This is a genomic window from Sphingobium sp. CECT 9361, assembly GCF_918741285.1.
In the GTDB taxonomy this organism is placed as follows: Bacteria; Pseudomonadota; Alphaproteobacteria; order Sphingomonadales; family Sphingomonadaceae; genus Sphingobium.
Map to the genome: position 1 here is coordinate 78345 of NZ_CAKKNC010000004.1, position 22626 is coordinate 100970.

Sequence of the window (22626 nt, forward strand, 5' to 3'; positions counted from 1 at the left end):
TGATGGCGGGTGGGGCGCAGGCTGCGCGGCCACCGATGCGCCTGTCCGCCAACCCCAGCGCTGTGGTCGCCGCAGAGATCGCGTTCAATCGGCTGGCACAGACCAAGGGGCAATGGACCGCCTTTCGCGAGACCGCCGCCAAGGATGCCGTGATGTTCGTGCCGGACATGGTGAGCGCGCAAGCCTGGCTGAAAGGCCGCAAGGATCCGCCCGCTTCGGTCAAGTGGCAGCCGGAAAAGGTGCTGATGTCGTGCGACGGCAGCATCGGCGTCACCACCGGACGCTGGCAGCAGCCCGATGGCACCCAAGGCTATTTCACGACGATCTGGCGGCGCGACGACAAGGGCCGCTGGAAATGGGTGCTCGATCATGGCGACGCCGTGGCCGCGCCGCCCCCTGCCCCCGATTTCATAGCGACGCGGCTTGCGATCTGCCCGCGCGGGATGCGTCCCCCGCCACCGCCCGCTGCCGACGTAAAACCGGTCCCGACACCGGGCATCGGTGCCTCCGAAGACGGCAGCCTGAAATGGACAACCGAAGTGCGCGCCGACAAATCGCGCCGCATCACCATTTCCCTTATGAACAATGCTGCCTATGAAGAGGCCTTGATCAACGACGTGGCGGCCCCGGCATCATGATGGAATTGTTCATATCCGCTTTCATCACGCTGTTCGTGGTGATCGATCCGCCCGGTTGCGCACCGATCTACGCCAGCGTGACCAGCGGCGCGAGCGACCTGCAGCGGCGGTCGATGGCGATCCGCGCCGTTGTGATCGCGACCGGCATCCTGCTGGTCTTTGCGATCTGGGGCAAGCAACTGCTGGGCGTGCTGGGGATCGACCTCAACAGCTTCCGTATAGCGGGCGGCATCATGCTGTTCCTGATAGCAATGGACATGGTTTTCGAAAAGCGCACCCAACGCCGTGAGGACCGCGCGCAGAAGATCGCCGATACGCCGGAGATCGAGGACGTGTCGGTCTTCCCGATGGCCATGCCGATGATCGCCGGGCCGGGATCGATCGCCACCGTCATGCTGCTGATGGCGCGGGCGAACGGGCTGAGCGAGCGGATGGTCGTGCTCGGTGCGTTGGCCACGGTGCTGCTTATGATGCTGGTCGCGCTGGTGGCTGCAGGGCCGCTGATGAACTTGCTCGGCAAGAAGATCGAAGCGGTTATCACGCGCCTGCTGGGCGTGTTGCTGGCGGCGCTGGCGGCGCAATTCGTGATCGACGGATTGAAGGCGAGTTTCTGACCGCGCCCTGAATTTTTCGGTGCCGGTTGGAACAGCTATCCCGCCGACCTGTTACCTCTGCATCCAAAGACAGGAGCAGATATGACAGACCAGACACCCGCCAAGGTTTTGATCATGGCGACCGACGGCTTCGAGCAGTCCGAATTGTTCGAACCGCGCAAGGCCCTTCTCGACGCTGGCTATGACGTTACGCTGGCGTCCGTCGCGCTCGACCCGATCCAGGGCATGGAGCATGACGAAAAGGGCGATACGATCACGCCGGACATCGTGCTGTCCGACGTGCAGCCGGACGATTACGATATGCTCGTCCTGCCCGGCGGCGTCGCCAACCCGGACACGTTGCGGATGGAAAAGGACGCCATCGATATCATCCAGGCGTTCTTCAACCGCGATGCTACGGTAGCGGCCATCTGCCATGCGCCGTCATTGCTTGCCGAAGCCGATGTGCTGGATGGGCGCAAGGTAACATCCTGGCCATCGATCCGCACCGATCTGCGCAATGCAGGCGCGCAGGTCGTCGATCAGGAAGTGGTTATCGACGGCAACCTCATCACCAGCCGCAACCCGGATGACATCCCGGCCTTCAACAAGGCCATCGTCGCGGCTGTTCAGTAATTTTGGTCGCCTTCACATTGCGGGTAAGGCTAAGTTGGACGGCAGGCCGTAAAGCCCGCCGTCCAATGTCTATAGATGCAGCACCATAAGCAGCACCGCAAGAAAGCGGGCATTCATGGAAAAGCTGAATCCGCGGCAATTAAAATCCATGGCTATTCACCTTGAATAGCCAGATGCGCACCCAGCAATTAATGGGCAGTCGTTGCAACGATTAACGGAGGACGATATGTCCAAAGAGCATTTGCTCTAGATCTGTTTCCGGATTGTAGCGGCTCAACTAGCTGAGGCGCTGTTCCGTAAATCGAAAGGGCCGACATTGCGCTAGAACGATGCGGAGCCTTACAATCTAATACACATATAGAATAGAATGACTAAATCAGTCAAGCATCCTACTAAATTGCTCACGCCTTTATTTCGCACAAAGAAGCATTGGTGGAGCCGAGCGGGATCGAACCGCTGACCTCGTCATTGCGAACGACGCGCTCTCCCAACTGAGCTACGGCCCCAAGGCGTTTGGCTATAAGCGGGGCGATGCGGCGTTGCAACGCCCTTTTCCTGCAATGGAATAGCCGGGTCGTGCTAAGATAAAGCGCGCTCACAGTTACGATCAAAGGAGACGTTTATGGCCCGTGCATGGTGCCTGACCAGCCGCCCGCAAGGTCTGCCGACGCAGGACAATTTCGCGCTGAAGGCGATTGACGACCGCGCGCTGGCCGAAGGGGAAATCCGCGTCCGCAACCTTTGGCTGTCGGTCGATCCCTATATGCGCGGGCGGATGAACGACATTAAAAGCTATGTCCCGCCGTTCGAAATCGATGCGCCGATGACCGGCGGCGCGCTGGGCGAAGTGATCGAGAGCCGGAACGGCGGCTTTGCCGTAGGTGACCGGGTGCTGCACATGGGCGGCTGGCGCGATGAAGCAATCGTCGATGCGGGCCTGACGCCGGTGAAACTGCCGCAGAGCGACCTGCCAGTCGAATCGTGGTTGCACATCATGGGGCTGACCGGCGCAACGGCGTGGATCGGTCTGCTGAAGATCGCGCAGGCAAAGGCAGGCGACCGGGTGTTCGTGTCGGCAGCGGCAGGCGCAGTCGGATCGGTGGCGGTGCAGATCGCGAAGGCCAAGGGCATGACGGTCATTGGATCGGCCGGCGGTCCGGACAAATGCGCCTGGGTCAAGCAACTGGGGGCGGACGCAATGATCGACTACCGCGCCGGTCCGGTGCTGGACCAGTTGCGTGCAGCGACCCGCGACGTGGGCGGCCGGATCGACGTGTATTTCGACAATGTCGGTGGCGATCATCTGGATGCGGCGCTGGCCATGTCGACCAAGGATGCGCGCTTTGCCATTTGCGGCATGATCGACGGGTATAATAGCGACACGCCCCTGACGCTGAAGTTCGCGAACCTCATCATCATCAACCGCATCCGCATCGCCGGTTTTCTCTATTCCGATCATATGGCGGACCTGCCCGCGTTTCAGGCGGACATGGGAGAGATGATAAAGGCCAGACAGGTGGTGTCGCACGAGACCGTCTATGACGGGCTGGAGCGGACACCGGAGGCTTTTCTGGGCCTGTTCAGCGGCGCCAACATGGGCAAGATGCTGGTCAGGCTTTGACCGTTTGACGGCAGCGCTGTTTTAAGCGGCGCTGCTGTTAAACCCGAAAGCGAGGAAGTCCGGCATCGGGCCGTTCCAGCCGTCGTCCGGACCGTCATCCTGATTGGTATCGCGACGACGCGACGGTGGCGCATCGCGGCGCGGCTCAGCGCGGGGTGCGGGAGCCGGACGTGCTTCGGTGCGCGGCGCAGCGACGACCGGTTCGGACTCCGTCGCCAATACAGGTTCGGCTTTGGGCTCGGCTTTCGGTGCAGCCTGGGGCTTTTCGCTCTTGGCGGCAGGCTTGCGCGCGCGTCTGCTCTTGGCGGGCGCAGCAGGCGCATCTTCGCCATCGACCTCGGCAGCAACGGCGGCGGCTTTTTCACCGCCGAAGATCGGGATTTTCGTGCCGATCAGCTTCTGGATATTGTCCAGTGCCTCGGCGTCTTCCGGCGTGACGAAGGTGTAGGCAACGCCCGTTGCGCCGGCGCGGCCGGTGCGACCGATGCGGTGGACGTAATCGTCGGGATGCCAGGGCGCGTCATAGTTGAACACATGGCTGACGCCCTTGATATCCAAACCGCGAGCAGCGACGTCCGACGCGACGAGGACGTTCACGTCGCCGCGCTTGAACCGATCCAGTTCGGCGATGCGGGACCCCTGATCCATGTCGCCATGAATTTCGCCCGACCGCACGCCGCTCTTTTGTAGCGTCTTGTTGAGGTCGCGGACGGTGGTCTTGCGGTTGCAGAAGATGATCGCGTTGGTCACATCCTCGGCCTTGAGCATGTGGGCAATCATGTCGCGCTTCTTGCGCGATTCGACCTTCACGAGCCACTGGGTGATGTTGATGCTGGCGGACGCGGGCCGCGCCACTTCGATCGACTTGGGGTTCGAGAGGAACTTGTCGGCCAGCTTCTTGATGACCGGCGGCATGGTTGCGGAGAACAGCAACGTCTGGCGTTGCGCGGGCAGCTTCGTGCAGATTTCCTCGATATCGGGGATGAAGCCCATGTCGAGCATACGGTCGGCTTCGTCGATGACGAGTAGCGAGCAACCGTTGAGCATGATCTTGCCGCGACCGAACAGGTCCATCAAGCGGCCCGGCGTCGCGATCAATACGTCCACGCCCTTTTCAAGCGCCGCAAGCTGATCGCCCATCGACACGCCGCCGATAAGGAGCGCCATCGAAAGCTTATGATATTTGCCGTACTTCTCAAAATTCTCGGCAACCTGCGCAGCGAGTTCGCGCGTGGGCTCAAGAATCAGGGAACGCGGCATCCGCGCGCGGCTGCGGCCATGCGCCAGGATATCGATCATCGGCAGCACGAAGCTGGCCGTCTTGCCCGTGCCCGTCTGGGCAATGCCGACGATGTCCTTCATCATCAGCACGGACGGAATAGCCTGCGCCTGAATAGGCGTCGGGGTGTCGTAGCCGGCCTCTGTGACCGCCCTTAACAATTCATCGGATAGGCCGAGATCGGCAAAATTCATTCATATGTCCGGAATAAGAGGGCCACGCGAGTGTGCGGGCCCGGTCAAAGCTGGCTGGCCAATGCGGAAATAGTGGCCGATTGTCAAGAAAATCCGGGCTGCGACGCCCGATCCTACGCTATTCTATCGCTCCGGGACCAGTCGTTTGAAACTCTCCACTTCGCATGTCAGGCCGCTGCGCGCCTGAATATAGTCCCGCCCCGCGCAAAGCGATCCATCGTCGGTCGGTTCGATATAGAAGCCAGCGTAGAAATCCGCTGCCCGGCATTGTTTGCCGAAACGCGCGCGAAAACGCTGATTGTTCGACAGGATCAGGTCAACGCTGTTGCGCCCACCCAAGGCCGCGGAACGTACCGACTTGATCGCGACACAGCGGGGCCCTTTCTTCTCATCCCACTCCTGAGGCTCAGGGGGCGGAGTCGGTTGGCCTGCGCGCGGCTGACGAACGAGAGGCACACGAATGATCACCCGCTGCTCGATTCTGAGCTGAGCGAATTCGACAGGCGCACCGACCGGGGCCAATAACAAGGCAATGGCAGAATGAAACAACATAGTCCCCCTGGGGAATATCATGCCCTACGCAGCGGCGGTTGAACAACCGATGAATTCCGGGGCATAACGAGTCTATGATTTCTTCCGATAGCCTTTCGCGCTTTGCGGCCCTGCTTGGCCCCAAGGGTTTTACCGACGATGCCGACGATATCGCGCCGTGGCTGACCGACTGGCGCGGGCGATATCATGGCCATGCCGTAGCGATGCTGTCGCCCGCCAACACGCAGGAAGTCGCGGCGTGCATGACGCTGGCGTCCGAATTGGACATCGCGCTGGTGCCGCAGGGGGGGAACACATCGATGGTCGGGGGCGCGACGCCGCCGATGGACGGAAGCGCGCTGATCCTGTCGCTGCGCCGGATGAACGCGATTCGCAGCCTCTCGGCGGACGATAATCTGGCGGTGTGCGAAGCGGGGGTGATTCTGTCGGTGCTGCACGATGCCGCCGAGGGGATCGGTCGGCGCTTTCCGTTGAGTTTGGGCGCGAAGGGATCGGCGACCATCGGCGGGCTGGTGTCGACCAATGCAGGCGGGACGCAGGTGCTGCGCCACGGAACCATGCGGGCCCTGGTCGAGGGGATCGAAGCGGTCCTGCCTGACGGAAGCATATTCGACGGGCTGGCCGCATTGAAGAAAGACAATCGCGGATATGACATCAAGCAGTTACTGGTCGGCGCGGAGGGAACCATCGGCATCGTGACCGCAGCCTCGCTGCGCCTTGTCCCCGCCATAGCGGACCGGGCGGTGGGCTGGATCGGGGTGGACAGCCCGCAGGATGCGCTGGCGCTGCTGCGCCTGCTGGAAATGCGGTTGGGGAATATCGTCGAGGGGTTCGAGGTGATTGCCGACGACGGGCTGGGCCATGTTCTCTCCCACATTCCCGCCACCCGCTGCCCCATCGACACGCGGACGCCGTGGCATGTGCTGATCGAAGTCGATCTGCCCGATGTGCAGACGCCGTCGGCCGCCGAGCAACTGGAAGCGGCGCTGGCCGAAGGGCTGGAGACGGGACTTGCCAAGGATGCAGCCATCGCCGCCAACGAAGCGCAGGCGGAAGCCTTCTGGCGGATTCGGGAGTCGCTATCCGAGTCCGAGCGGGCGCAGGGTCCGGCGCTGCAATATGATGTCAGCGTACCGGTGGCGCGGATGCCCGCATTCATGATCGACACGGCGGCCGCAGCAGAAGCGCGCTTTCCCGGCACGACGGCGTCGTCCTTCGGGCATCTGGGGGATGGCAATGTCCATTTCCATGTCCGCGCACCCAAAGGCACGACCGACGGCCCGGCGTGGATCGCCGCGGAAGGGGCGACCATCAATGCTTTCGTCCACGATGCGGTGGTGGCGTCCGGGGGATCGATCTCCGCCGAACATGGCATCGGCCAGATGAAGCGCACCGAACTTGCGCGCCTTTCCAGCCCCGCCCATCTGGCGTCGCTCCGCGCCATCAAGGCAGCATTCGACCCCAAGGGGATCATGAATCCGGGCAAGCTGGTGCCGATGGCCGGCGAATAAACCGACACGTAAAATTTATCGTTTGTACGTACAGATGTGTACGTACACCGCGCCTTTTTTAGCCTGATGCCTGCTCAAACGCCGTACCATCCTTGCGGCGATAGCGTCCATCAGGGCCGATGTGCATGTCGATATCGGGATAGTGACATTCGCCCTCCGCGGGGCGGCCGATGGCGATGAAGGTGCAGTCGCTGTCGCTTTCGTTGACGAGGTGATGGCCGTTGCCATCGTTCTTCGGGAAGACCGCCACGTCGCCGGGGCGCATGTCCGTTCGGCCATTGTCGTCGATCAGCACGGCTGCGCCCGCCAGCATGATGACGACTTCGTCTTCCTCGACATGCCAGTGGCGATGCGCGGACCATGCGCCGGGTTTCAGGACCACATGGCTCATCCCGAATTCGGTCAGGCCTGTGGCGGGCGCGAGCCGCCGATACCAGCGACCGGCCACCGCATCGGCAAATTCGGGCGGATAGCCGGTACGGTTAGCCGGCGGGAGAGCATCGAGGTCGATCTTGGGCATGTGGCGCTCCATCTGGTCAATCGCTGTCACCTTCGCTAACGCACGCGCATGACCCTGACCAGTGCCACTCCCGATCCTTTGGCTCTTGCCGAGCGGCTGATCGCCTGCCCTTCGATCACCCCGGCCACCGGAGCGGTGTTCGACTGTATGGAAGCGATGCTGGCGCCGCTGGGTTTCGCGGTCGAACGGTTCGTCGCGGGCGATGCGCCGGACGGGCCAGTCGAGAATTTGCTGGCGGTGCGCGAAAATGGACCGGGGGCGCATTTCGCCTTTGCCGGGCATCTGGACGTCGTGCCGCCGGGTAATGGCTGGGCCAGCGATCCGTTCGTGCCGGAGGTGCGCGGCGATCTGCTCCACGGGCGCGGTGCGGTGGACATGAAGGGGTCGATTGCATGCTTCGTCGCGGCGCTGGCGCGCAATCCCGATCTGCCCGGAACGGTGAGCCTGATTATCACCGGCGATGAGGAAGGTCCGGCGGTGCACGGCACAGTGGCGCTGATGGAGCGGATGGCTGCGCGCGGGATCGTGCCGGACCTGTGTCTGGTCGGCGAGCCTACGTCGGTCAACCGGCTGGGCGACATGGTGAAGATCGGGCGGCGTGGTTCGGTCAATATGTGGATCACGGTTGAGGGCGCGCAGGGGCATGTCGCCTATCCGCATCTGGCCGACAATCCCATCCCCCGGCTGATCCGCATCCTGTCCGCCATCGAAGCGGTGGAGCTGGACAACGGCACCGACTGGTTCCAGCCGAGCAATATCGAGATTACCGACATCACCGTGGGCAATCCGGCGACCAATGTGATTCCCGCCCGAGCGACCGCGCGCCTGTCGATCCGGTTCAACGATTGCCACAGCGGCGCGGGCTTGGTGAAGCGGATCAAGGCCATCGTGCAAGCCGAAGGCGGGACACTGACGGCGAAGATCAGCGGCGAGCCGTTCCTGACACCGCCGGGCGCCTTTTCCTCCCTCATCAGCGATGCCATCGAAAGCGCGACGGGTATCGTGCCGGAGCTATCGACCACTGGCGGCACGTCGGACGCGCGGTTCCTCTCGCGCCTGTGTCCGGTGGTGGAATTCGGGCTGTGCAACGCGACGATGCACAAGCTGGACGAAGCGGTGGCTGTCGAAGATCTGGAAACGCTGACGGCGATTTACGCCGATATCCTGCGGCGTGCGGCTCAGGCTTCGCGCGCTTCGGCCTGATTATTACCGAAACGTCCGAGATAGGCGGACTCATTCGTGGGATGGGCGATATGATAGCCCTGAAACACCGTGCAGCCAGCCACGCGCAGGATATCGACCTGCTCCTGACTTTCGACGCCTTCGATCACGACTTCGAGACCTAGCCCCTGAATGAGCGCGATTACGGCGCTGCAGATCGTGCGCGCTTCGGCGGAGCTTGCGATATCGCGGACAAGGCTGCGGTCGATCTTCACTCTGTCCACGGGCAGATCGCGCAGGCGCGCGAGGTTGGAATAGCCCGTGCCGAAATCGTCGATAGCGATCCGCACCCCGATTTCGCGCAAGGCGTGCAACTGATCGATCAGTCGTTCGTCCATTTCCATTGCAAGCGATTCGGTGATTTCCAGCTCGATCCGATCGGCGGGCGTGCCGTGCCGCGCCATGGTGTGGCGCAGGCGCAGGAAGAAATCGGCCTGTGACAGTTCGCGGGTCGAGATGTTGATGGCGACGCGCTGATCCAGCCCCTGCTGCGCCCAGCGGGCTGCCGTCTCGCACACCTGATCCATGATCCAGTCGCCAAGCTCCACGATGACGCCGCTTTCCTCCGCAACCTGCACGAAGGTGGCGGGCATCAGCATGTCGCGGTCGGGATGCGCCCAGCGTACCAGTGCTTCGGCAACGACCACGCGCCCCTGTCCGACATCGAGCTGCGGCTGAAATTGCAGGAGGAACTCGCCGCGCTCCAACGCGATACGCAAGTCGCGTTCCAGCTCGGCCTTGCCCGCTGCCTCCTGCGCCAGTGCGGCCGTGAACGTCTCGACCTTGCCGCCGCCGATGCTCTTGGCATGATACATGGCGATGTCGGCCGAGCGCAGCAGGGCGCTCAGGGTTTCGCCATGGTCGGGATAATAAGCGATGCCGATAGATGCGCCCAGATCGATCTGCTGCCCGCCTAGGTCGAACGGCTCGCCCAAGGCAAACTGGATTGCACGCGCGATGCGTTCTGCAGCGGCGTGGCTGGGAATGTCAGGGAAGAACAAGGTGAACTCATCGCCCGCCAGCCGCCCGACAACGGCATCGCCTGCCCCGGCCTGTAGCTGGCTGACCACCACCTCCCGCAGTCGACCGGCGACGCGGGCGAGCAACTGATCGCCGGTTGCATGGCCGAAGGTGTCGTTCACCGCCTTGAACCCGTCGAGATCCAGAAAGAACATGGCGGCGGGACGGTCGATGGCGCGATCGAGGATCAGGCTTTCGACCTGGCGGCAAAAGCTCATGCGATTGGGCAGGCCCGTGACGGCATCGAACATGGCAAGCAGGTGGATGTTATCGAGACTGGCGCGTACCTGGCTGAAGAGGCTGTCCATCGCCACAGCGAGATCCGGCAGATCGCGGCGGATGACCTGAATCACGGGCGTCTGGAGATCGCCATGGGCTGCGGCGACCAGACGCTCGGTCGCGCTTTCGACGGATGCGGCAATGCCCAGCATGCTGCGACGCGCCGAAGCCCAGCTCAAAACACCGCACAGAACCGCTGCGATCAGGGCATAGCCGAGCGGATGCAGGCCGCCACGCGCCGATCCACCCGCCACCAAGGCCAGGATAAAGGCAACCGCCCCAGCGCCAACCGCAAAAGCGACCGCGCGATTCCTGAAGGTGATGCTTTGCACCAGTCCCCTAAATATTGCCGTTGGATCGGTCCGCATACCGCGCGGAATGGGCCGGTTATGAGTCCCATTGGTTAAGAAAATCCCACCAAGGGCGGCATCATCGGCAGATTATTTTTTGCGCCGCAATATGATGTAGAGCGCGCCGTCCCCGCCGTGGCGCGGATGGGCCGAGCGCACGCTGGCGATCGCATCGGCATGGGGGCTGGTATCGAGCCAGTGATTGATCTCCGCGCGGATTGCGCCGCGCTGCCCGGAGCCGCCATTTTCCCTGTTCGCGCGGGGCTTTCCGGTGACGACAAGCAATATCCGCACATCCTGCCCACGCGCCGATGCCAGTGCCTGATTGAGACGGACATGGGCAGCGGACAGGCTGTGGCCGTGCAAGTCGATGGCCATTTCCGGTGCCAGCGCGCCGCGCTTGATCTGCTTTTCCCAGCGGTCATCCAGCACTGCGGCAGGGCGTCTGGCAGGTTGAGGATGCAGGGGCAGCACAGGCGAATGTGTTAACGAATGGGTCGCCATTTTCGGCGGCGGCGCAGAGGCCACCTCCGGTGTCGAAATGGATGCGTCGGTGCGATAGGGCCGCACGCTTTGTGCGAGCCGCGCCCAGAGCGTGCGCTCCTCAGCGGAGAGGCGGCGTCCGGCCATCACTCATCATCGTGGATTGCGCCGTTACCCGTGCGACGGTGCCGATGGGCAGGAGCAGCAGGGCGCTTCCCCGTGCCGCCATGCCGCCCGCTATCGCGCGGGCACGCTCGCCAGCGCCCCAGAAAGTATCGACGCGGTTCGGTCCCTTGATCGCGCCGCCGGTATCCTGCGCAATCCAGATGCCATTGGGCTCGGCGCGATCCATCGACAGCAGGATCGGCGCACCGAGCGGGATATAGCGCGGATCGGCGGCAACCGATGCTTCGGCTGTAACCGGCAGGCCGAGCGCGCCGAGCGGCCCTGCGCCGGTCAATTCCTTGAAGAAGACGAAGCTCTTGTTCTCGTCCATGATCGCTGCGCCTTCGACCGGGTTGGCGCGCAAATACGCCATGATATCTTGCATCGACCCGGCCTGAATAAGCCCGCGATCCTTCATCAGCTTGCCGATGCCGGTATAATCGCGCCCGTTCTGCGTTTCGTAGCCGATGCGCATGATGCCGCCATCGGGCAGGCGCAGGCGTCCGCTGCCCTGCACCTGAAGGAAGAAGAATTCGACGGGATCGGCGGCCCAGGCGACGATCTGTGCGCGACCAGCCAGCGAGCCTTCCACGATCTGCGCGCGCGTGTCGAAGGGCACGAATGTGTTGCCGGTGACCTTGCCGCGAATGGTCTTGCCCTTCAGCGTGTCACTGAACTGGCCCAGATCGACATCGATCAGATCGGCGGGTCGCCCGTAGATGGGGACCGCATAGCCGGCGCGCTGGGTGCGCGATCCGGCGATTTCCGGTTCGAAATAGCCGGTGGCGAATGCCTTGCCATCGCCGACCTGCGCGCTTTCGAAATAGCGGGAGAAGAATTCGGTGGCGGTCGTGTCGGGCCAGCTTGACGCCGCGCTGCACGCCTGCTGCCAGTCGGCACCGCGTGTCAGGCCGCTCTGGTCATTGCGGCGGAGCAGCGAAGGGCAGGATATGCGGAAAGCCTGGAGTGCCAAGCGCGAGCGTTCGCCGGATGGGAGCAAGTCCGCAATCGGCGGACCGGCGACGAGGCCTGCGCCAAGGGCGTTGTCGCCCGCGACAACGGGCACGGCAGGCGTTGGCACAGTCGGGCGAGGCGTGGCGGGCTTTGGGCGCGCGGCAGTATCGGTTGAGGGTCGAGCGGGCGCTGGGCGATTGGGACTGGCCGGGATCACGCCGCCCGCACATGCGGAGAGCGCCGCCGCAAGGAGCAGCGCCGCACCCGACCGGAGGAAGCTCATGCTTCCTCGTCGGTTTCAGTCAGTTTCCAGTTGGGATCGGTAGCGCGCAGATCGCGGCTGAACGTCCAGACATCGTGGGTCGGCACGGCGTCGGTCATCGACCCGGCAATGATGTTGCCATCCTTGTCACGAGTGATCGCGGCGATATCGGCATCGAAACGCATGGTGACATGCGCGATGCGGCCGCTCAGCACGGCTTCGGTGATGATAGCCTTGTCGATGCGGACGAGGCGATTTTCCAGCGTTTCGCCAGCCGCTTCGCGTGCGGCAATGGCTTCTTCGAACGACGCCAGCACATCGGCATCGCACAGCCATGCCAGATCTTCGCGGTCGCCGCGCCAGAACGCTTCGAGGACCATGCGATAGGCGGTCTTTGCGCCATCGATGAATTGCGGCACGTCGAAACGACGATCCGCCGCGATCAGCGCGCGAACGCCAACGTCCGCACCCGGCGCAAGCATGCCATCGGACAGACGCACGTTGTCCGTACCCTGTTCACCGGCATTGCGCGGCTGGAGCACGGCGACTTTAGCGCGGTCGTCCGCCTGCAACGGCGCGGGTTGCTGCTCATGCCCCGTGCGCTTGCCGAGCACGGAATAGAGCCGCAGGGCCAGAAAGCCGGCGACGAGAGCGAGTATGACAATAACGTACACTGTGCTTTTACAACCTTCGCAAGCGTGAGTTGCCCCAACATAGGCATGTTCGGGCGCAGATTCAAATGGCGATCACCCGGTATAACAAACGCCATGCCCGTATAGTTGCGCCTTAAGTCGCCATTGCCCTGCGTTCGGGCCCCTGCTAAGCGCCCGCATCACTGTCGCGCCGGGTGCGCTGGGCTTTCCGGTGGCGGCAACCATGGACAATAAGGACGATATCATGGCGGATCAGGCCGATACCCACGACGCACTGGCCAATGGCGCGGACACCACGCCCCAGATCGGGCTCATCACCCAATATGTGAAGGATCTGTCGTTCGAAAATCCGAACGCGCCCGCCGTGTATCAGTGGCAGTCGCAGCCCAATATCGACGTGCAGTTCAACATCGGCGCCGATCAGGTGGCCGACGATGTGCATGAAGTCGCGCTGAAGATCGAAGTGAAGGCAACGACCGACGACGGCACCGCCTTTGCCGTCGAACTGGTCTATGCTGGTTTGTTTGGTATGCGCAACGTTCCCGAAGATCAGATCCAGCCGTTCATGCTGGCCGAAGCGCCGCGCCTTCTCTTCCCCTTCGCCCGCCGGATCCTGTCGGATGCCGTGCGTGACGGTGGCTTCCCGCCGCTGCTGCTCGATCCCATCGATTTCCAGGCGCTGTATCTGCAGCAGGCGCAAGCCGCCGGACAGTTGGTGGATGCACCCGTCGGGAATGCGTAAGACTTTACCACTTCTAATACCGTTCGGGCTGAGCCTGTCGAAGCCCCTTCCTTTTTCCAAGGAAGAAAAGCCCTTCGACAGGCTCAGGGCGAACGGCTGATGGGTGGTGTGCATATATGGGCCTGTTAAGAGCCACCGGCACCATTGGCGGGCTGACGCTGGTCAGCCGCATCCTCGGAATGGTCCGCGATATGCTCGTGGCGCGCTATCTGGGCGCGGGACTGGCGTCGGACGCCTTTCTGATCGCTTGGCGGCTGCCCAATCTGTTCCGCGCGCTCTTTGCCGAAGGCGCATTCGCCGCCGTGTTCGTGCCGATGTTCAATCGCACGATGGCCGAAGGCGACAAATTAGATCCGGGGAGCGGCAAGGCCGCTGCCGTGGCCTTTGCCGGACAGATATTGTCCGTGCTGTTCCCGGTCGTGCTGGTCTTCACGGCTATCATGATGGTCGCCGCTGCGCCGGTTGTGTGGGCGATGACCGGTGGCTTTCCCGATGGCGGGCCGGAGAAATTCGATCTGGCGGTGAACCTCACCCGGATTACCTTCCCGTATCTCGCGCTCATCAGTCTGGTGTCGCTGCTGGGCGGCATTCTCAATTCACTCGACCGATTCTGGGTCAACGCCGCCGCGCCGGTGCTGCTCAATGTCTGCATGATCGGCGCGGTGATTTTCTTCCGGGGCGATACACCGGTGGAGACTGCCTATACGCAGGCGGTTGCCGTCACCATTTCCGGACTGGCGCAATTGCTGTGGCTGATGTGGTCGTGTCGGCAGGCGGGGGTCGTGCTGAAACTGGGCATGCCGCGCCTCTCGCCGCAAGTGAAGCGGATGCTGGCGCTGATCGGCCCGGCGGCATTGGGCGCGGGGGCTATTCAGTTCAACCTGCTGATCTCGACTTCGCTGGCCGCACGGTTTCTGCCGCAAGGCGCGGTGAGTTACCTGTATTATGCCGACCGGCTCAATCAGTTGCCGCTGGGCCTGATCGGGATCGGCGTGGGCACCGCGATACTGCCCGCGCTTTCGCGCCAGATCGGGTCGGGCAATGAAGCCGCGGCCTCACACACGCAAAACCGCGCGCTGGAACTGGCGCTGTTCCTTGCGCTGCCCGCCGCCGTGGCGCTGTGCATTTCGGCGGTGCCGCTGATCCGCGGGCTGCTGGAACATGGCGCATTCACTGCTGCCGACACCATCGGGACGGCAGGCGCGCTCTCGGCCTTTGCATTGGGCGTTCCGGCCTATGTGCTGATCAAGGTGCTGACACCGGGTTTCTACGCGCGGCAGGACACGAAGACGCCGGTGCGGGTCGCGGTGTTTTCGATGCTGTTCAACCTTGTCGGCAATCTGGTGCTGATCTGGCCGCTGGGGCATGTGGGCGTCGCCGTGTCCACCGCCGTTGCCGCATGGGTGAATGTGCTGGTCCTCTACTGGCTCCTCCATCGCCGCGATCAGTTGCGGATGGATGCACGGTTCAAGAGCAAGGCGATCCGGATCATCGGCGCCAGCGCCGCGATGGGCGTGGCGCTGTGGTTCCTCAATCCGTTGCTCGACCCCTATATGGCGAAGAGCGTGACGGAGCGAGTCATTGCCCTGATGCTGTTGTGCGGGATCGGCGGGCTGGTCTATGGGGTGGCGGCGCTGGTCCTTCGCACCTATGCGCTTTCCGAACTCCGGTCGCTGTTTCGGCGACCCAGCAAGACGAACTGAGACAACACATGCGCGTTCTTTCCGGCATCCAGCCCACCGGCAATCTGCACCTTGGCAATTATCTCGGCGCGATCCGTAACTGGGTGAAGATGCAGGATGAGATGGCCAGCGGGAGCCAGTGCTTCTTCTTCCTCGCCGACATGCATTCGATCACCGTGCATGAGGAGCGCGCCCAGCGGCTGAAGAATGTGCGCGAGATGGCCGCCGCGCTGATCGCCGCCGGGATCGACCCGGATCGCAGCGTGCTGTTCAATCAGGCGCGGGTGCCTGCCCATGCAGAGCTGGCCTGGTTGCTGAACGGCACTGCGCGGATCGGCTGGCTCAACCGCATGACCCAGTTCAAGGACAAGGCAGGCAAGAATCGCGAAGGCGCTTCGGTGGGCCTGTTCGTTTATCCCGTGCTGCAGGCCGCCGACGTGCTGCTGTATCAGGCGACGCATGTGCCGGTGGGCGAGGATCAGAAACAGCATCTGGAGCTGACCCGCGATATCGCGATCAAGTTCAACACCGATTTCGGCGTGGACCTGTTCACTCTGCCCGAGCCGATCATCCCCAAGGAAACCGCACGCATCATGTCGCTGCGCGATGGTAGCGCGAAAATGTCAAAATCCGATCCGTCGGACATGAGCCGCATCAACCTGACCGACGACGACGACACCATCGCGAGCAAGGTGCGCAAGGCAAAGAGCGACGCGGATGTGCTGCCCGAAACCTATGCCGATCTGGCGGAGCGGCCCGAGGCGAAGAACCTGGTGGGCATATTCTCGGCAATGACGGGTGAAAGCACCGATGCGATCTGCGCGCGATTCGCAGGCCAGGGGTTCGGCGCGCTCAAGCCTGCGCTGGCCGATGTGCTGGTCGAGTCGCTGCGGCCCATCCGGCAGCGGTTCGAAGCGCTGAAAAATGATGACGTGGCGCTGGACGCCATTCTTCAGAAAGGCGCGGCGAAAGCGAGCGCTGCGGCAGAACCGACGCTGCGCGGGGCTTATGACGCCGTTGGGCTGATGCGCTGAGTAGATCGCCGCTCCTAAAACTCTTTTCCCCGATGAGACGTTTCTGATCGGCGTTCAATCGCCGTTCAGTTGCGCTTTGCTATGCGAACTCTCATATGTAGGCGGGGAGTGCCGGAAACGGCCATAAGCAGGATCATATCTATGTCTAGATTTCGGAAAATCGGCCTTCTCGCAGCCCCCGCTCTGGCGCTGGTTGCGCTGGCGGGCTGCACTCAGAATTTCAACGCGAATGTGGCGCGCTTCCAGCAACTGCCCGCGCCGCAGGGGCAGAGCTTCGCTGTGGTAGCGGATGACCCGCGTTTGGCCGGCGGTCTGGAATTTGCGCAATATGCGAGCGTCGTGTCGTCTCGCATGGCGCAACTGGGTTATGTACCCGCTGCCGATCCGGCGACCGCGAACCTGATCGTGCGGATGCGGTACGATGTCGACAATGGCCGTGAAAAGGTCCGCAGCACCGGCGGTGGTTGGGGCGGCGGCTGGGGTGGTGGCTGGGGCGGCTGGGGCCGTGGCGGCTATGCCGGTTTCTATGGCCCGCGCCGGTTTGGCTATGGCTTCTACGATCCGTTCCTGTTCGGCCCCGGCTTCAACGACGTCAGCAGCTACACCGTATATACAAGTCTGCTTGAGCTGAAGATCGAGGAAGCGGGCAGCGGCAAGCGGTTGTTCGAAGGCACCGCGTCGGCGCAGTCGCTCAGCAATCGCCTGACTTATCTGGTTCCCAACCTTGTCGAAGCCATGTTTACAGATTTCCCGGGTCGCAGCGGTGAAAATGTTAAGATTACTGTGGCACCAGAGCCTAAGTAGCGCGTTACATGGTTTAGGTGTTGGCTCCCAAGCACACCTGAATGTGGCCCGGCGGTTCGCTTCGAATCGTCGGGCTTTCTTTATATTTGGCAATGTGCCGCCATCGCCGGTTCTGCGGCCTATACAAAAATTTAATTACTCAAGCGCAATGGTGTTCTGTCACTGCAGAAAGAAGGCCATTCATATCCATGTTGCGGCGCATCACGCCAAGCCAAATTCGGCTCGGCATGTTTATCCAGAAATTCGAGGGCGGCTGGCTGTCGCACCCTTTCTGGCGCGCGCGTTTCCTTCTTTCCGACGCTGAAGACCTTCGGAAAATCCTCGACAGTGACATCGATGCCGTGTGGATCGACGACGAGAAAAGCGCCATCGCACCGGCCCGGCGGGAACGCACCCCGGCCCCCGAAATCAGCGAATCGGTGGGCGACCGAATCAAGAATGCGCGGGAGGCCGCCATCCGCGCGCTCCCGCCCCCTTCCCGCCTCCAGACCGACAAACGGGCCGCAGCCCAGACTGTGTTGCGTGCCAAGCAAGTCGTCAAACAGGTATTCGATGGCATAAGAATGGGCAAAGCGGTGCGATCCGCCGACGTGATCGCGGTGGTCGAGGATATATCCGCGTCGCTCGCCCAAAACCGTTCCCTGCTGCTCGGCATCGCACGTCTCAAGTCCAAGGACGAATATACCTACCTTCATTCGGTGGCCGTGTGCGCGCTGATGGTCAATCTGGCGCGGGAAATCGGGCTGGACGATGCGGCGGCGCGGGATGCGGGCATGGCCGGCCTGTTGCACGATGTCGGCAAGATGGTGGTGGCCGAAGCGATACTGAACAAGCCCGGTCCGCTCACCGACCATGAATTTGGAGAGATCCAGCGCCACACGGTCGACGGACATGCCCTTCTCAAGAAAGGGAGCGCCATTCCCGCCGCCGCGCTGGACGTGTGCCTCAACCATCATGAGAAGATGGACGGCACCGGCTATCCCCACGGGCTGTCGGGCGAAGAAATAAGCCTGCACGCGCGGATGGGTGCGATTTGCGACGTATATGATGCGATGACATCGCAGCGTTGTTACAAGGCACCGCTTACGCCCGCCGAAACGCTTACGGCCATGCGTTCCTGGGAAGGGCATTTCGATTCCGCCCTGCTGTTCAGCTTCATGCGCAGTCTGGCTTTGTTTCCGCCAGGCATGCTGGTCCGTCTGGGAACGGGTCATCTGGCCGTTGTGTTACCCAACGGTCGGCGCGGTTCCCGCGTGCGGGTAAAGGCGTTCTACGTGATTGCCGACGGACGCTTCGTCGATCCCTTCGAAGTGATTATTTCCGACACCCAGACCGCCAATCAGATCATGGGCGAGGAAGATCCCGCTGCATGGGATTTGCGTGGCTGGCCAGTGCTGCGCGAAACGATCATGGCCGAAGGCACCGTCGACAAAAGCGCGGCCGCTTAACCTTCCAACTGCCGCAACAACGCGCGGACGTCGGCATCGATATCCGGATTCGATTCGCGCAAAGCCTCGATCGTGCGAACAGCGTGGATCACCGTCGAATGATCGCGCCCGCCGAAAATCCGGCCGATTTCGGGTAAGGAACGCGGCGTCATCTTCTTGGCGAGATACATGGCGACCTGACGCGGGCGGGCGATGGCGCGGGCGCGGCGCTTCGAGCGCATTTCCGAGGCATCGATCCGGTAATGCGCGGCACAGGCCTTCTGAATTTCATCGACGGTGATGCGGCGGGCATTGGCGCGCACGGCATCGGCCAGCATCGCCTGCGCAAATTCCAGATCGACGGTGCGTCCAGTCAACTGGCCATAAGCGAGCAGCTTGTTGAACGCCCCTTCCAGTTCGCGAATATTGCTGCGGATGGAGCGCGCGAGGAAATCGATCACGGCGTCCGGCACCGGCGGGTCGCCCGCAACCAGCCGCTTGGCTTCGAGGATGGCAAGCCGCAAATCGATACCGGCAGGCTGAATGTCAGCGACAAGGCCGCCCGCCAGCCGCGAGAGAATCCGCGGATCGACGGCATCGAGCTGTTGCGGGGCGCGATCCGCGCTGATGACGATTCGCGCGCCGCTTTCGACCAGTTCGTTGATCGTGTGGAGAAACTCCTCCTGCGTTGCGCCCTTGCCTGCGATAAACTGAATATCGTCGATCAACAGCAGCCGCACGGCGCGCAGCCGCGCTTTGAACGCCATCGTTTCATTGGCGCGCATCGCGTTCACGAATTCCATCATGAACCGCTCTGCGGACATATAGACAACCGATGCTTCAGGAGCATGGGCGAGATACGCCCCGGCAATCGCGTGGAGCAGGTGAGTCTTGCCCTGCCCGGTTCCGCCATGAATGAACAGCGGGCTGAAACGCGGTTGCTCCGGCGCGGCCATTGCCTGCGCAGCGGAATAGGCAAGTTGATTGCTTTCGCCCGTGATGAAGCTGGCGAAATCATGACGCGGCAGGAAGGAAGGCGCAGCCTGTGCCGCCGGAGCCGTCGCAGCCGCCTGGGGAGCAGGCGCGGACAGCACGCGCAGTGCAGTCGAATCGGGAGCGCGCACGATGCGGATATCGCGGACCCCGGCATGCGCGCTGCGCCAGGCGAGGCGCAGACGGTCACCGAATTGCGCGGACACGAAGTTGGCAGAAAATTCGGACGCGACCAGAATATCGAGCGTTTCGGTCATGTCGCAATAAGCGCCAAGCCGCGCAGGCTTTAGCCACTGGTCGAACATCCGTGCGCCGATGTCGCTGCGCAATCCCACGCGCAATTGCGCCCAGGCGGCCTCCAAATGGCTGGAGCCACCTGTCACGTCGGCAGCGGATTCACTCGCCTGTTCGTGGCCCGTTGAAAGGCCCGATACCGATTCCGCTTGTGTCTTCATTCCGCCCCTTCGAACCAACCATTTTCGGCAGCGCGCAGAAGACACTTGCGGAAAGTCGCCCCCGACCGTCCCGCTTTTCACCACCTGACAAACACTGCAATGTTACGGAACCGATTCGGTCCGCAACCCAGACACAAGACTTAGACAGCAGGACCGGAGTCTATCAAGACCGCTATGGGTCAAATAAATGAAATAAAGACGTTGACTCAGCTTAGCCCGCGGAATCACTGGACTTCAATTTATACTGTTATAAATCAATGAGTTATTTGGCCAATTAAGTAATCATACTGCACGAATCGGCACAAATCCTAGAGTTACGGATTCATGACATAAAAATGACGAAGGAGCGCTGCGGTGCAGCATCTCGCAGATACGCCAAAAAACCCGCCAAGCAGTGCCCGGCGGGTTTTTTGAATTGCAGCTATTTGACATGCGCAAAGCGCAAGGCGTTAGCCCAGAGCGGAAACGCGCTTCGTCAGACGGCTGAATTTGCGCGATGCCGTGTTCTTGTGAAGCACGCCACGGGCAACGCCACGCGCCAGTTCAGGCTGAACGGTCTGCAATGCGGTTGCGGCGGCATCCTTGTCACCGGCAGCAAGAGCCGATTCGACCTTCTTGACCAGCGTGCGGATACGACCGACGCGGTTACCGTTTACAACTGCCCGAGCCGCGTTGCGGCGAATGCGCTTCTTTGCCTGTGGCGTATTTGCCATGCCTGTCCTCGAACCGAATATACAAAAAGAAAAGGGCCATGCGGATTCGGCCCGCCGGCCCGTGAAGGAGCGCGCCTTACCGTGGAACGCCCAATGCGTCAACCATTGTGGCGATCGCGACGCCCGAGATTATCGCTGGCACGTTGGGCAATAGAAGGTGGAGCGCCCGCCGTCCACACGGCGCGAAACCGTGCCGCCACAGGGACAGGCCTCTCCCTCGCGCCCGTAGACGCGCCATTGCTTGGAAAAATAGCCCAGTTCGCCATCGGGTCGCGCATAATCGCGCAGCGTCGATCCACCTGCCGCGATGGCCGATGTCAGCACTGCGCGAATCGCTTCGACCAGACGTGCGAGCCGCGGCCCGCCGATTCGCCCGCTCAGCGTCCCCGGCGCGATGCGCGCAATGTTGAGCGCTTCGCACACATAGATGTTGCCCAGCCCCGCGACGATTCGCTGATCGAGCAGCGCGGCCTTGATCGGGCTGGTCCGCCCCGCGAGCGCACCGCGCAAATAGGTTGCGGTGAAATCCGGCCCCAAAGGCTCCGGCCCCATGCGGGTGAAGGGCGTGTGTACTTCCCACGCATCGGTCCGCACCAGATCGAGCGATCCGAACCGCCGCGGATCGTTGAGCGCCAGCCGTCGCCCGCTGGCCGTTTCCAGCACCAGATGATCGTGCGTGCCTATGCTCTCAGGATCGACGCGCCAACGCCCGGACATACCAAGGTGAAAGATCAGCGCATCGCCGCGATCCGTGCCGATCAGCCCATATTTGGCGCGCCGCCATAGCCCCGTCACCGTCGATCCGGTGAGTCGCTGACGCAGGTCGACCGGGATCGGCCAGCGCAGATCGGCACGGCGCGGCTCGACCAGCGTCAGGCGCTCTCCGTCGAGCACCTGGGCAAGTCCGGTAACAGTGGTTTCGACTTCTGGTAATTCGGGCATGGAACACCAATGTAGATGCGATCTGCCGCGTTTCCACCTTATGCTGGAACCCGCGCCAATCTCTGGCTAGAGCGAGGGTCATGAACGACACAGTTTCCTTTGGCTATCGCGATGTCGATGCCACGCAAAAGACCGGCATGGTCAAAGGCGTCTTTTCCAACGTCGCAGGCAAATACGACCTGATGAACGATGCAATGTCCGCAGGGGCGCATCGGCTGTGGAAGGACCAGTTCGTCAAGCGGGTGAAACCGCAGCCGGGCGAAGCGATTCTCGACATGGCGGGCGGCACGGGCGACATCGCCTTTCGCATGCATACCAAGGGCGCAAACGTCACCGTGTCCGACATCAATCCCGAAATGCTGGCCGTCGGCATGGAGCGCGCGGAAAAGAAGGGGCTGACCGGCCTTGCCTGGTCCGAGCAGAATGCCGAGACGCTGAGTTTCCCGGACCGGCAGTTCGACGCCTACACCATTGCCTTTGGGATTCGGAACGTCACGCATATCGACAAGGCACTGGCCGAAGCGCACCGCGTGCTGAAATTCGGCGGGCGGTTCTTCTGTCTGGAATTTTCGACGACGCTCTGGCCCGGCTTTGCCGATGTGTACGACGCCTACTCGCATCATCTGGTGCCCAAGCTGGGCAAACTGCTCGCCAATGACGAGGAAAGCTATCGCTATCTGATCGAATCGATTCGGCGCTTTCCTGACATGGCGAAGTTCGAAGGCATGATCCGCGCGGCTGGCTTCACCCAGACCAAGGTGGAACCGATACTGGGCGGGCTGGTCGCGATCCACAGCGGCTGGAAGGCGTGAGGATGCGTATCGCTTTCTCCCCTCCCTGCAGGGAGGGGTCGGGGGAGGGCATGTCAGCCGCTTACCCCCCTCGCATTATCACGAACAGCCC

Annotated in this window: 22 protein-coding genes and 1 tRNA gene; 12 read left to right on the forward strand and 11 right to left on the reverse strand. The window is 62.3% G+C overall.

The window, feature by feature from the left end:
* Nucleotides 1-2 precede the first annotated feature (2 nt).
* From LQ220_RS08425 to LQ220_RS08435, 3 genes are all read left to right on the forward strand, one after another.
* Nucleotides 3-638 (forward strand): nuclear transport factor 2 family protein, encoded by a 636-nt coding sequence (locus LQ220_RS08425; RefSeq protein WP_230188013.1) that lies wholly within the window; start codon nt 3-5, stop codon nt 636-638.
* On the forward strand, nt 635-1252 hold the full coding sequence (locus LQ220_RS08430; RefSeq protein WP_230187846.1) for a MarC family protein: 618 nt from the start codon (nt 635-637) through the stop codon (nt 1250-1252). The genes LQ220_RS08425 and LQ220_RS08430 overlap by 4 nt, the downstream gene beginning before the upstream one ends.
* Nucleotides 1253-1333: 81 nt before the next feature.
* Entirely contained in the window at nt 1334-1867 is a 534-nt protein-coding gene (locus LQ220_RS08435; protein ID WP_230187847.1) for a type 1 glutamine amidotransferase domain-containing protein, read from the forward strand.
* A gap of 430 nt (nt 1868-2297) precedes the next feature.
* Here LQ220_RS08435 and LQ220_RS08440 read toward each other — a convergent pair.
* Nucleotides 2298-2373 (reverse strand) — tRNA-Ala (locus LQ220_RS08440).
* A 116-nt stretch (nt 2374-2489) separates the two neighbouring features.
* Here LQ220_RS08440 and LQ220_RS08445 point away from each other — a divergent pair.
* Entirely contained in the window at nt 2490-3488 is a 999-nt protein-coding gene (locus LQ220_RS08445; protein WP_230187848.1) for an NADP-dependent oxidoreductase, read from the forward strand.
* 21 nt (nt 3489-3509) lie between these two features.
* Here the strand turns inward: LQ220_RS08445 and LQ220_RS08450 are convergent, their stop codons facing one another.
* Together LQ220_RS08450 and LQ220_RS08455 are read right to left on the reverse strand one after the other, a co-directional pair.
* Nucleotides 3510-4961, reverse strand: a complete 1452-nt coding sequence (locus LQ220_RS08450) for a DEAD/DEAH box helicase (protein WP_230187849.1) — start codon at nt 4959-4961, stop codon at nt 3510-3512.
* 123 nt (nt 4962-5084) lie between these two features.
* Nucleotides 5085-5513 (reverse strand): hypothetical protein, encoded by a 429-nt coding sequence (locus tag LQ220_RS08455; protein ID WP_309298541.1) that lies wholly within the window; start codon nt 5511-5513, stop codon nt 5085-5087.
* 74 nt (nt 5514-5587) lie between these two features.
* Here LQ220_RS08455 and LQ220_RS08460 point away from each other — a divergent pair, with 74 nt between their 5' ends.
* Entirely contained in the window at nt 5588-7024 is a 1437-nt protein-coding gene (locus LQ220_RS08460; RefSeq protein ID WP_230187850.1) for an FAD-binding oxidoreductase, read from the forward strand.
* A gap of 58 nt (nt 7025-7082) precedes the next feature.
* Here the strand turns inward: LQ220_RS08460 and LQ220_RS08465 are convergent, their stop codons facing one another.
* Nucleotides 7083-7544 (reverse strand): cupin domain-containing protein, encoded by a 462-nt coding sequence (locus tag LQ220_RS08465; RefSeq protein ID WP_230187851.1) that lies wholly within the window; start codon nt 7542-7544, stop codon nt 7083-7085.
* Between the two features lie 48 nt (nt 7545-7592).
* On the opposite strand from LQ220_RS08465, the gene dapE reads away from it, so the two are divergent.
* The gene (gene dapE / locus LQ220_RS08470; protein ID WP_230187852.1) at nt 7593-8747 is read left to right on the forward strand and encodes a succinyl-diaminopimelate desuccinylase; all 1155 of its coding nucleotides are present in this window, start codon (nt 7593-7595) and stop codon (nt 8745-8747) included.
* Here the strand turns inward: dapE and LQ220_RS08475 are convergent.
* From LQ220_RS08475 to LQ220_RS08490, 4 genes are all read right to left on the reverse strand, one after another.
* Nucleotides 8723-10396, reverse strand: coding sequence for a bifunctional diguanylate cyclase/phosphodiesterase (locus LQ220_RS08475; protein ID WP_230187853.1), 1674 nt, complete (start codon nt 10394-10396; stop codon nt 8723-8725). The genes dapE and LQ220_RS08475 overlap by 25 nt on opposite strands.
* A 108-nt stretch (nt 10397-10504) precedes the next feature.
* A complete protein-coding gene (locus tag LQ220_RS08480) occupies nt 10505-11044 on the reverse strand; it encodes a Smr/MutS family protein (RefSeq protein WP_230187854.1) in 540 nt (179 codons plus the stop codon).
* Nucleotides 11019-12299 (reverse strand): murein transglycosylase A, encoded by a 1281-nt coding sequence (locus LQ220_RS08485; protein WP_230187855.1) that lies wholly within the window; start codon nt 12297-12299, stop codon nt 11019-11021. The genes LQ220_RS08480 and LQ220_RS08485 overlap by 26 nt, the downstream gene beginning before the upstream one ends.
* Nucleotides 12296-12952 (reverse strand): Tim44/TimA family putative adaptor protein, encoded by a 657-nt coding sequence (locus LQ220_RS08490; RefSeq protein WP_230187856.1) that lies wholly within the window; start codon nt 12950-12952, stop codon nt 12296-12298. Before LQ220_RS08490 ends, LQ220_RS08485 begins: the two co-directional genes overlap by 4 nt.
* Nucleotides 12953-13175: 223 nt before the next feature.
* On the opposite strand from LQ220_RS08490, the gene secB reads away from it, so the two are divergent.
* From secB to LQ220_RS08515, 5 genes are all read left to right on the forward strand, one after another.
* Entirely contained in the window at nt 13176-13673 is a 498-nt protein-coding gene (secB, locus tag LQ220_RS08495) for a protein-export chaperone SecB (protein WP_230188015.1), read from the forward strand.
* A gap of 116 nt (nt 13674-13789) precedes the next feature.
* Nucleotides 13790-15376 (forward strand): murein biosynthesis integral membrane protein MurJ, encoded by a 1587-nt coding sequence (murJ, locus tag LQ220_RS08500; protein ID WP_230187857.1) that lies wholly within the window; start codon nt 13790-13792, stop codon nt 15374-15376.
* 8 nt (nt 15377-15384) lie between these two features.
* The gene (gene trpS / locus LQ220_RS08505) at nt 15385-16389 is read left to right on the forward strand and encodes a tryptophan--tRNA ligase (RefSeq protein ID WP_230187858.1); all 1005 of its coding nucleotides are present in this window, start codon (nt 15385-15387) and stop codon (nt 16387-16389) included.
* A gap of 141 nt (nt 16390-16530) precedes the next feature.
* Nucleotides 16531-17193 (forward strand): DUF4136 domain-containing protein, encoded by a 663-nt coding sequence (locus LQ220_RS08510; RefSeq protein WP_230187859.1) that lies wholly within the window; start codon nt 16531-16533, stop codon nt 17191-17193.
* Between the two features lie 188 nt (nt 17194-17381).
* A complete protein-coding gene (locus LQ220_RS08515; RefSeq protein WP_230187860.1) occupies nt 17382-18641 on the forward strand; it encodes an HD-GYP domain-containing protein in 1260 nt (419 codons plus the stop codon).
* Here the strand turns inward: LQ220_RS08515 and dnaA are convergent.
* The 3 genes from dnaA to mutM form a co-directional block, all read right to left on the reverse strand.
* Nucleotides 18638-20068: a chromosomal replication initiator protein DnaA gene (gene dnaA, locus LQ220_RS08520; protein ID WP_230187861.1), complete on the reverse strand. Its 1431-nt coding sequence runs from the start codon at nt 20066-20068 to the stop codon at nt 18638-18640. The two genes, LQ220_RS08515 and dnaA, sit on opposite strands and share 4 nt — an antisense overlap.
* 449 nt (nt 20069-20517) lie before the next feature.
* Nucleotides 20518-20781, reverse strand: coding sequence for a 30S ribosomal protein S20 (rpsT, locus tag LQ220_RS08525; RefSeq protein ID WP_230187862.1), 264 nt, complete (start codon nt 20779-20781; stop codon nt 20518-20520).
* A 129-nt stretch (nt 20782-20910) separates the two neighbouring features.
* Nucleotides 20911-21723 carry a bifunctional DNA-formamidopyrimidine glycosylase/DNA-(apurinic or apyrimidinic site) lyase gene (mutM, locus tag LQ220_RS08530; RefSeq protein ID WP_230187863.1) on the reverse strand — a complete coding sequence of 271 codons (813 nt, stop codon included), beginning with the start codon at nt 21721-21723 and terminating at the stop codon, nt 20911-20913.
* 80 nt (nt 21724-21803) lie between these two features.
* Between mutM and LQ220_RS08535 the strand changes: the two genes are divergently transcribed.
* Nucleotides 21804-22535 (forward strand): class I SAM-dependent methyltransferase, encoded by a 732-nt coding sequence (locus LQ220_RS08535; RefSeq protein WP_230187864.1) that lies wholly within the window; start codon nt 21804-21806, stop codon nt 22533-22535.
* Nucleotides 22536-22626 lie beyond the last annotated feature (91 nt).

Coding starts and splice junctions, on each gene's coding strand:
- LQ220_RS08480 (WP_230187854.1), bottom strand. CDS start 11,044: ATGGCCGGACGCCGCCTCTCCGCTGAGGAGCGCACGCTCTGGGCGCGG.
- LQ220_RS08435 (WP_230187847.1), top strand. CDS start 1,334: ATGACAGACCAGACACCCGCCAAGGTTTTGATCATGGCGACCGACGGC.
- trpS (WP_230187858.1), top strand. CDS start 15,385: ATGCGCGTTCTTTCCGGCATCCAGCCCACCGGCAATCTGCACCTTGGC.
- LQ220_RS08445 (WP_230187848.1), top strand. CDS start 2,490: ATGGCCCGTGCATGGTGCCTGACCAGCCGCCCGCAAGGTCTGCCGACG.
- mutM (WP_230187863.1), bottom strand. CDS start 21,723: ATGCCCGAATTACCAGAAGTCGAAACCACTGTTACCGGACTTGCCCAG.
- LQ220_RS08510 (WP_230187859.1), top strand. CDS start 16,531: ATGTCTAGATTTCGGAAAATCGGCCTTCTCGCAGCCCCCGCTCTGGCG.
- LQ220_RS08455 (WP_309298541.1), bottom strand. CDS start 5,513: ATGTTGTTTCATTCTGCCATTGCCTTGTTATTGGCCCCGGTCGGTGCG.
- LQ220_RS08425 (WP_230188013.1), top strand. CDS start 3: ATGGCGGGTGGGGCGCAGGCTGCGCGGCCACCGATGCGCCTGTCCGCC.
- dnaA (WP_230187861.1), bottom strand. CDS start 20,068: ATGAAGACACAAGCGGAATCGGTATCGGGCCTTTCAACGGGCCACGAA.
- LQ220_RS08450 (WP_230187849.1), bottom strand. CDS start 4,961: ATGAATTTTGCCGATCTCGGCCTATCCGATGAATTGTTAAGGGCGGTC.
- LQ220_RS08460 (WP_230187850.1), top strand. CDS start 5,588: ATGATTTCTTCCGATAGCCTTTCGCGCTTTGCGGCCCTGCTTGGCCCC.
- rpsT (WP_230187862.1), bottom strand. CDS start 20,781: ATGGCAAATACGCCACAGGCAAAGAAGCGCATTCGCCGCAACGCGGCT.
- LQ220_RS08535 (WP_230187864.1), top strand. CDS start 21,804: ATGAACGACACAGTTTCCTTTGGCTATCGCGATGTCGATGCCACGCAA.
- LQ220_RS08485 (WP_230187855.1), bottom strand. CDS start 12,299: ATGAGCTTCCTCCGGTCGGGTGCGGCGCTGCTCCTTGCGGCGGCGCTC.
- LQ220_RS08465 (WP_230187851.1), bottom strand. CDS start 7,544: ATGCCCAAGATCGACCTCGATGCTCTCCCGCCGGCTAACCGTACCGGC.
- LQ220_RS08430 (WP_230187846.1), top strand. CDS start 635: ATGATGGAATTGTTCATATCCGCTTTCATCACGCTGTTCGTGGTGATC.
- secB (WP_230188015.1), top strand. CDS start 13,176: ATGGCGGATCAGGCCGATACCCACGACGCACTGGCCAATGGCGCGGAC.
- LQ220_RS08515 (WP_230187860.1), top strand. CDS start 17,382: ATGTTGCGGCGCATCACGCCAAGCCAAATTCGGCTCGGCATGTTTATC.
- murJ (WP_230187857.1), top strand. CDS start 13,790: ATGGGCCTGTTAAGAGCCACCGGCACCATTGGCGGGCTGACGCTGGTC.
- dapE (WP_230187852.1), top strand. CDS start 7,593: ATGACCCTGACCAGTGCCACTCCCGATCCTTTGGCTCTTGCCGAGCGG.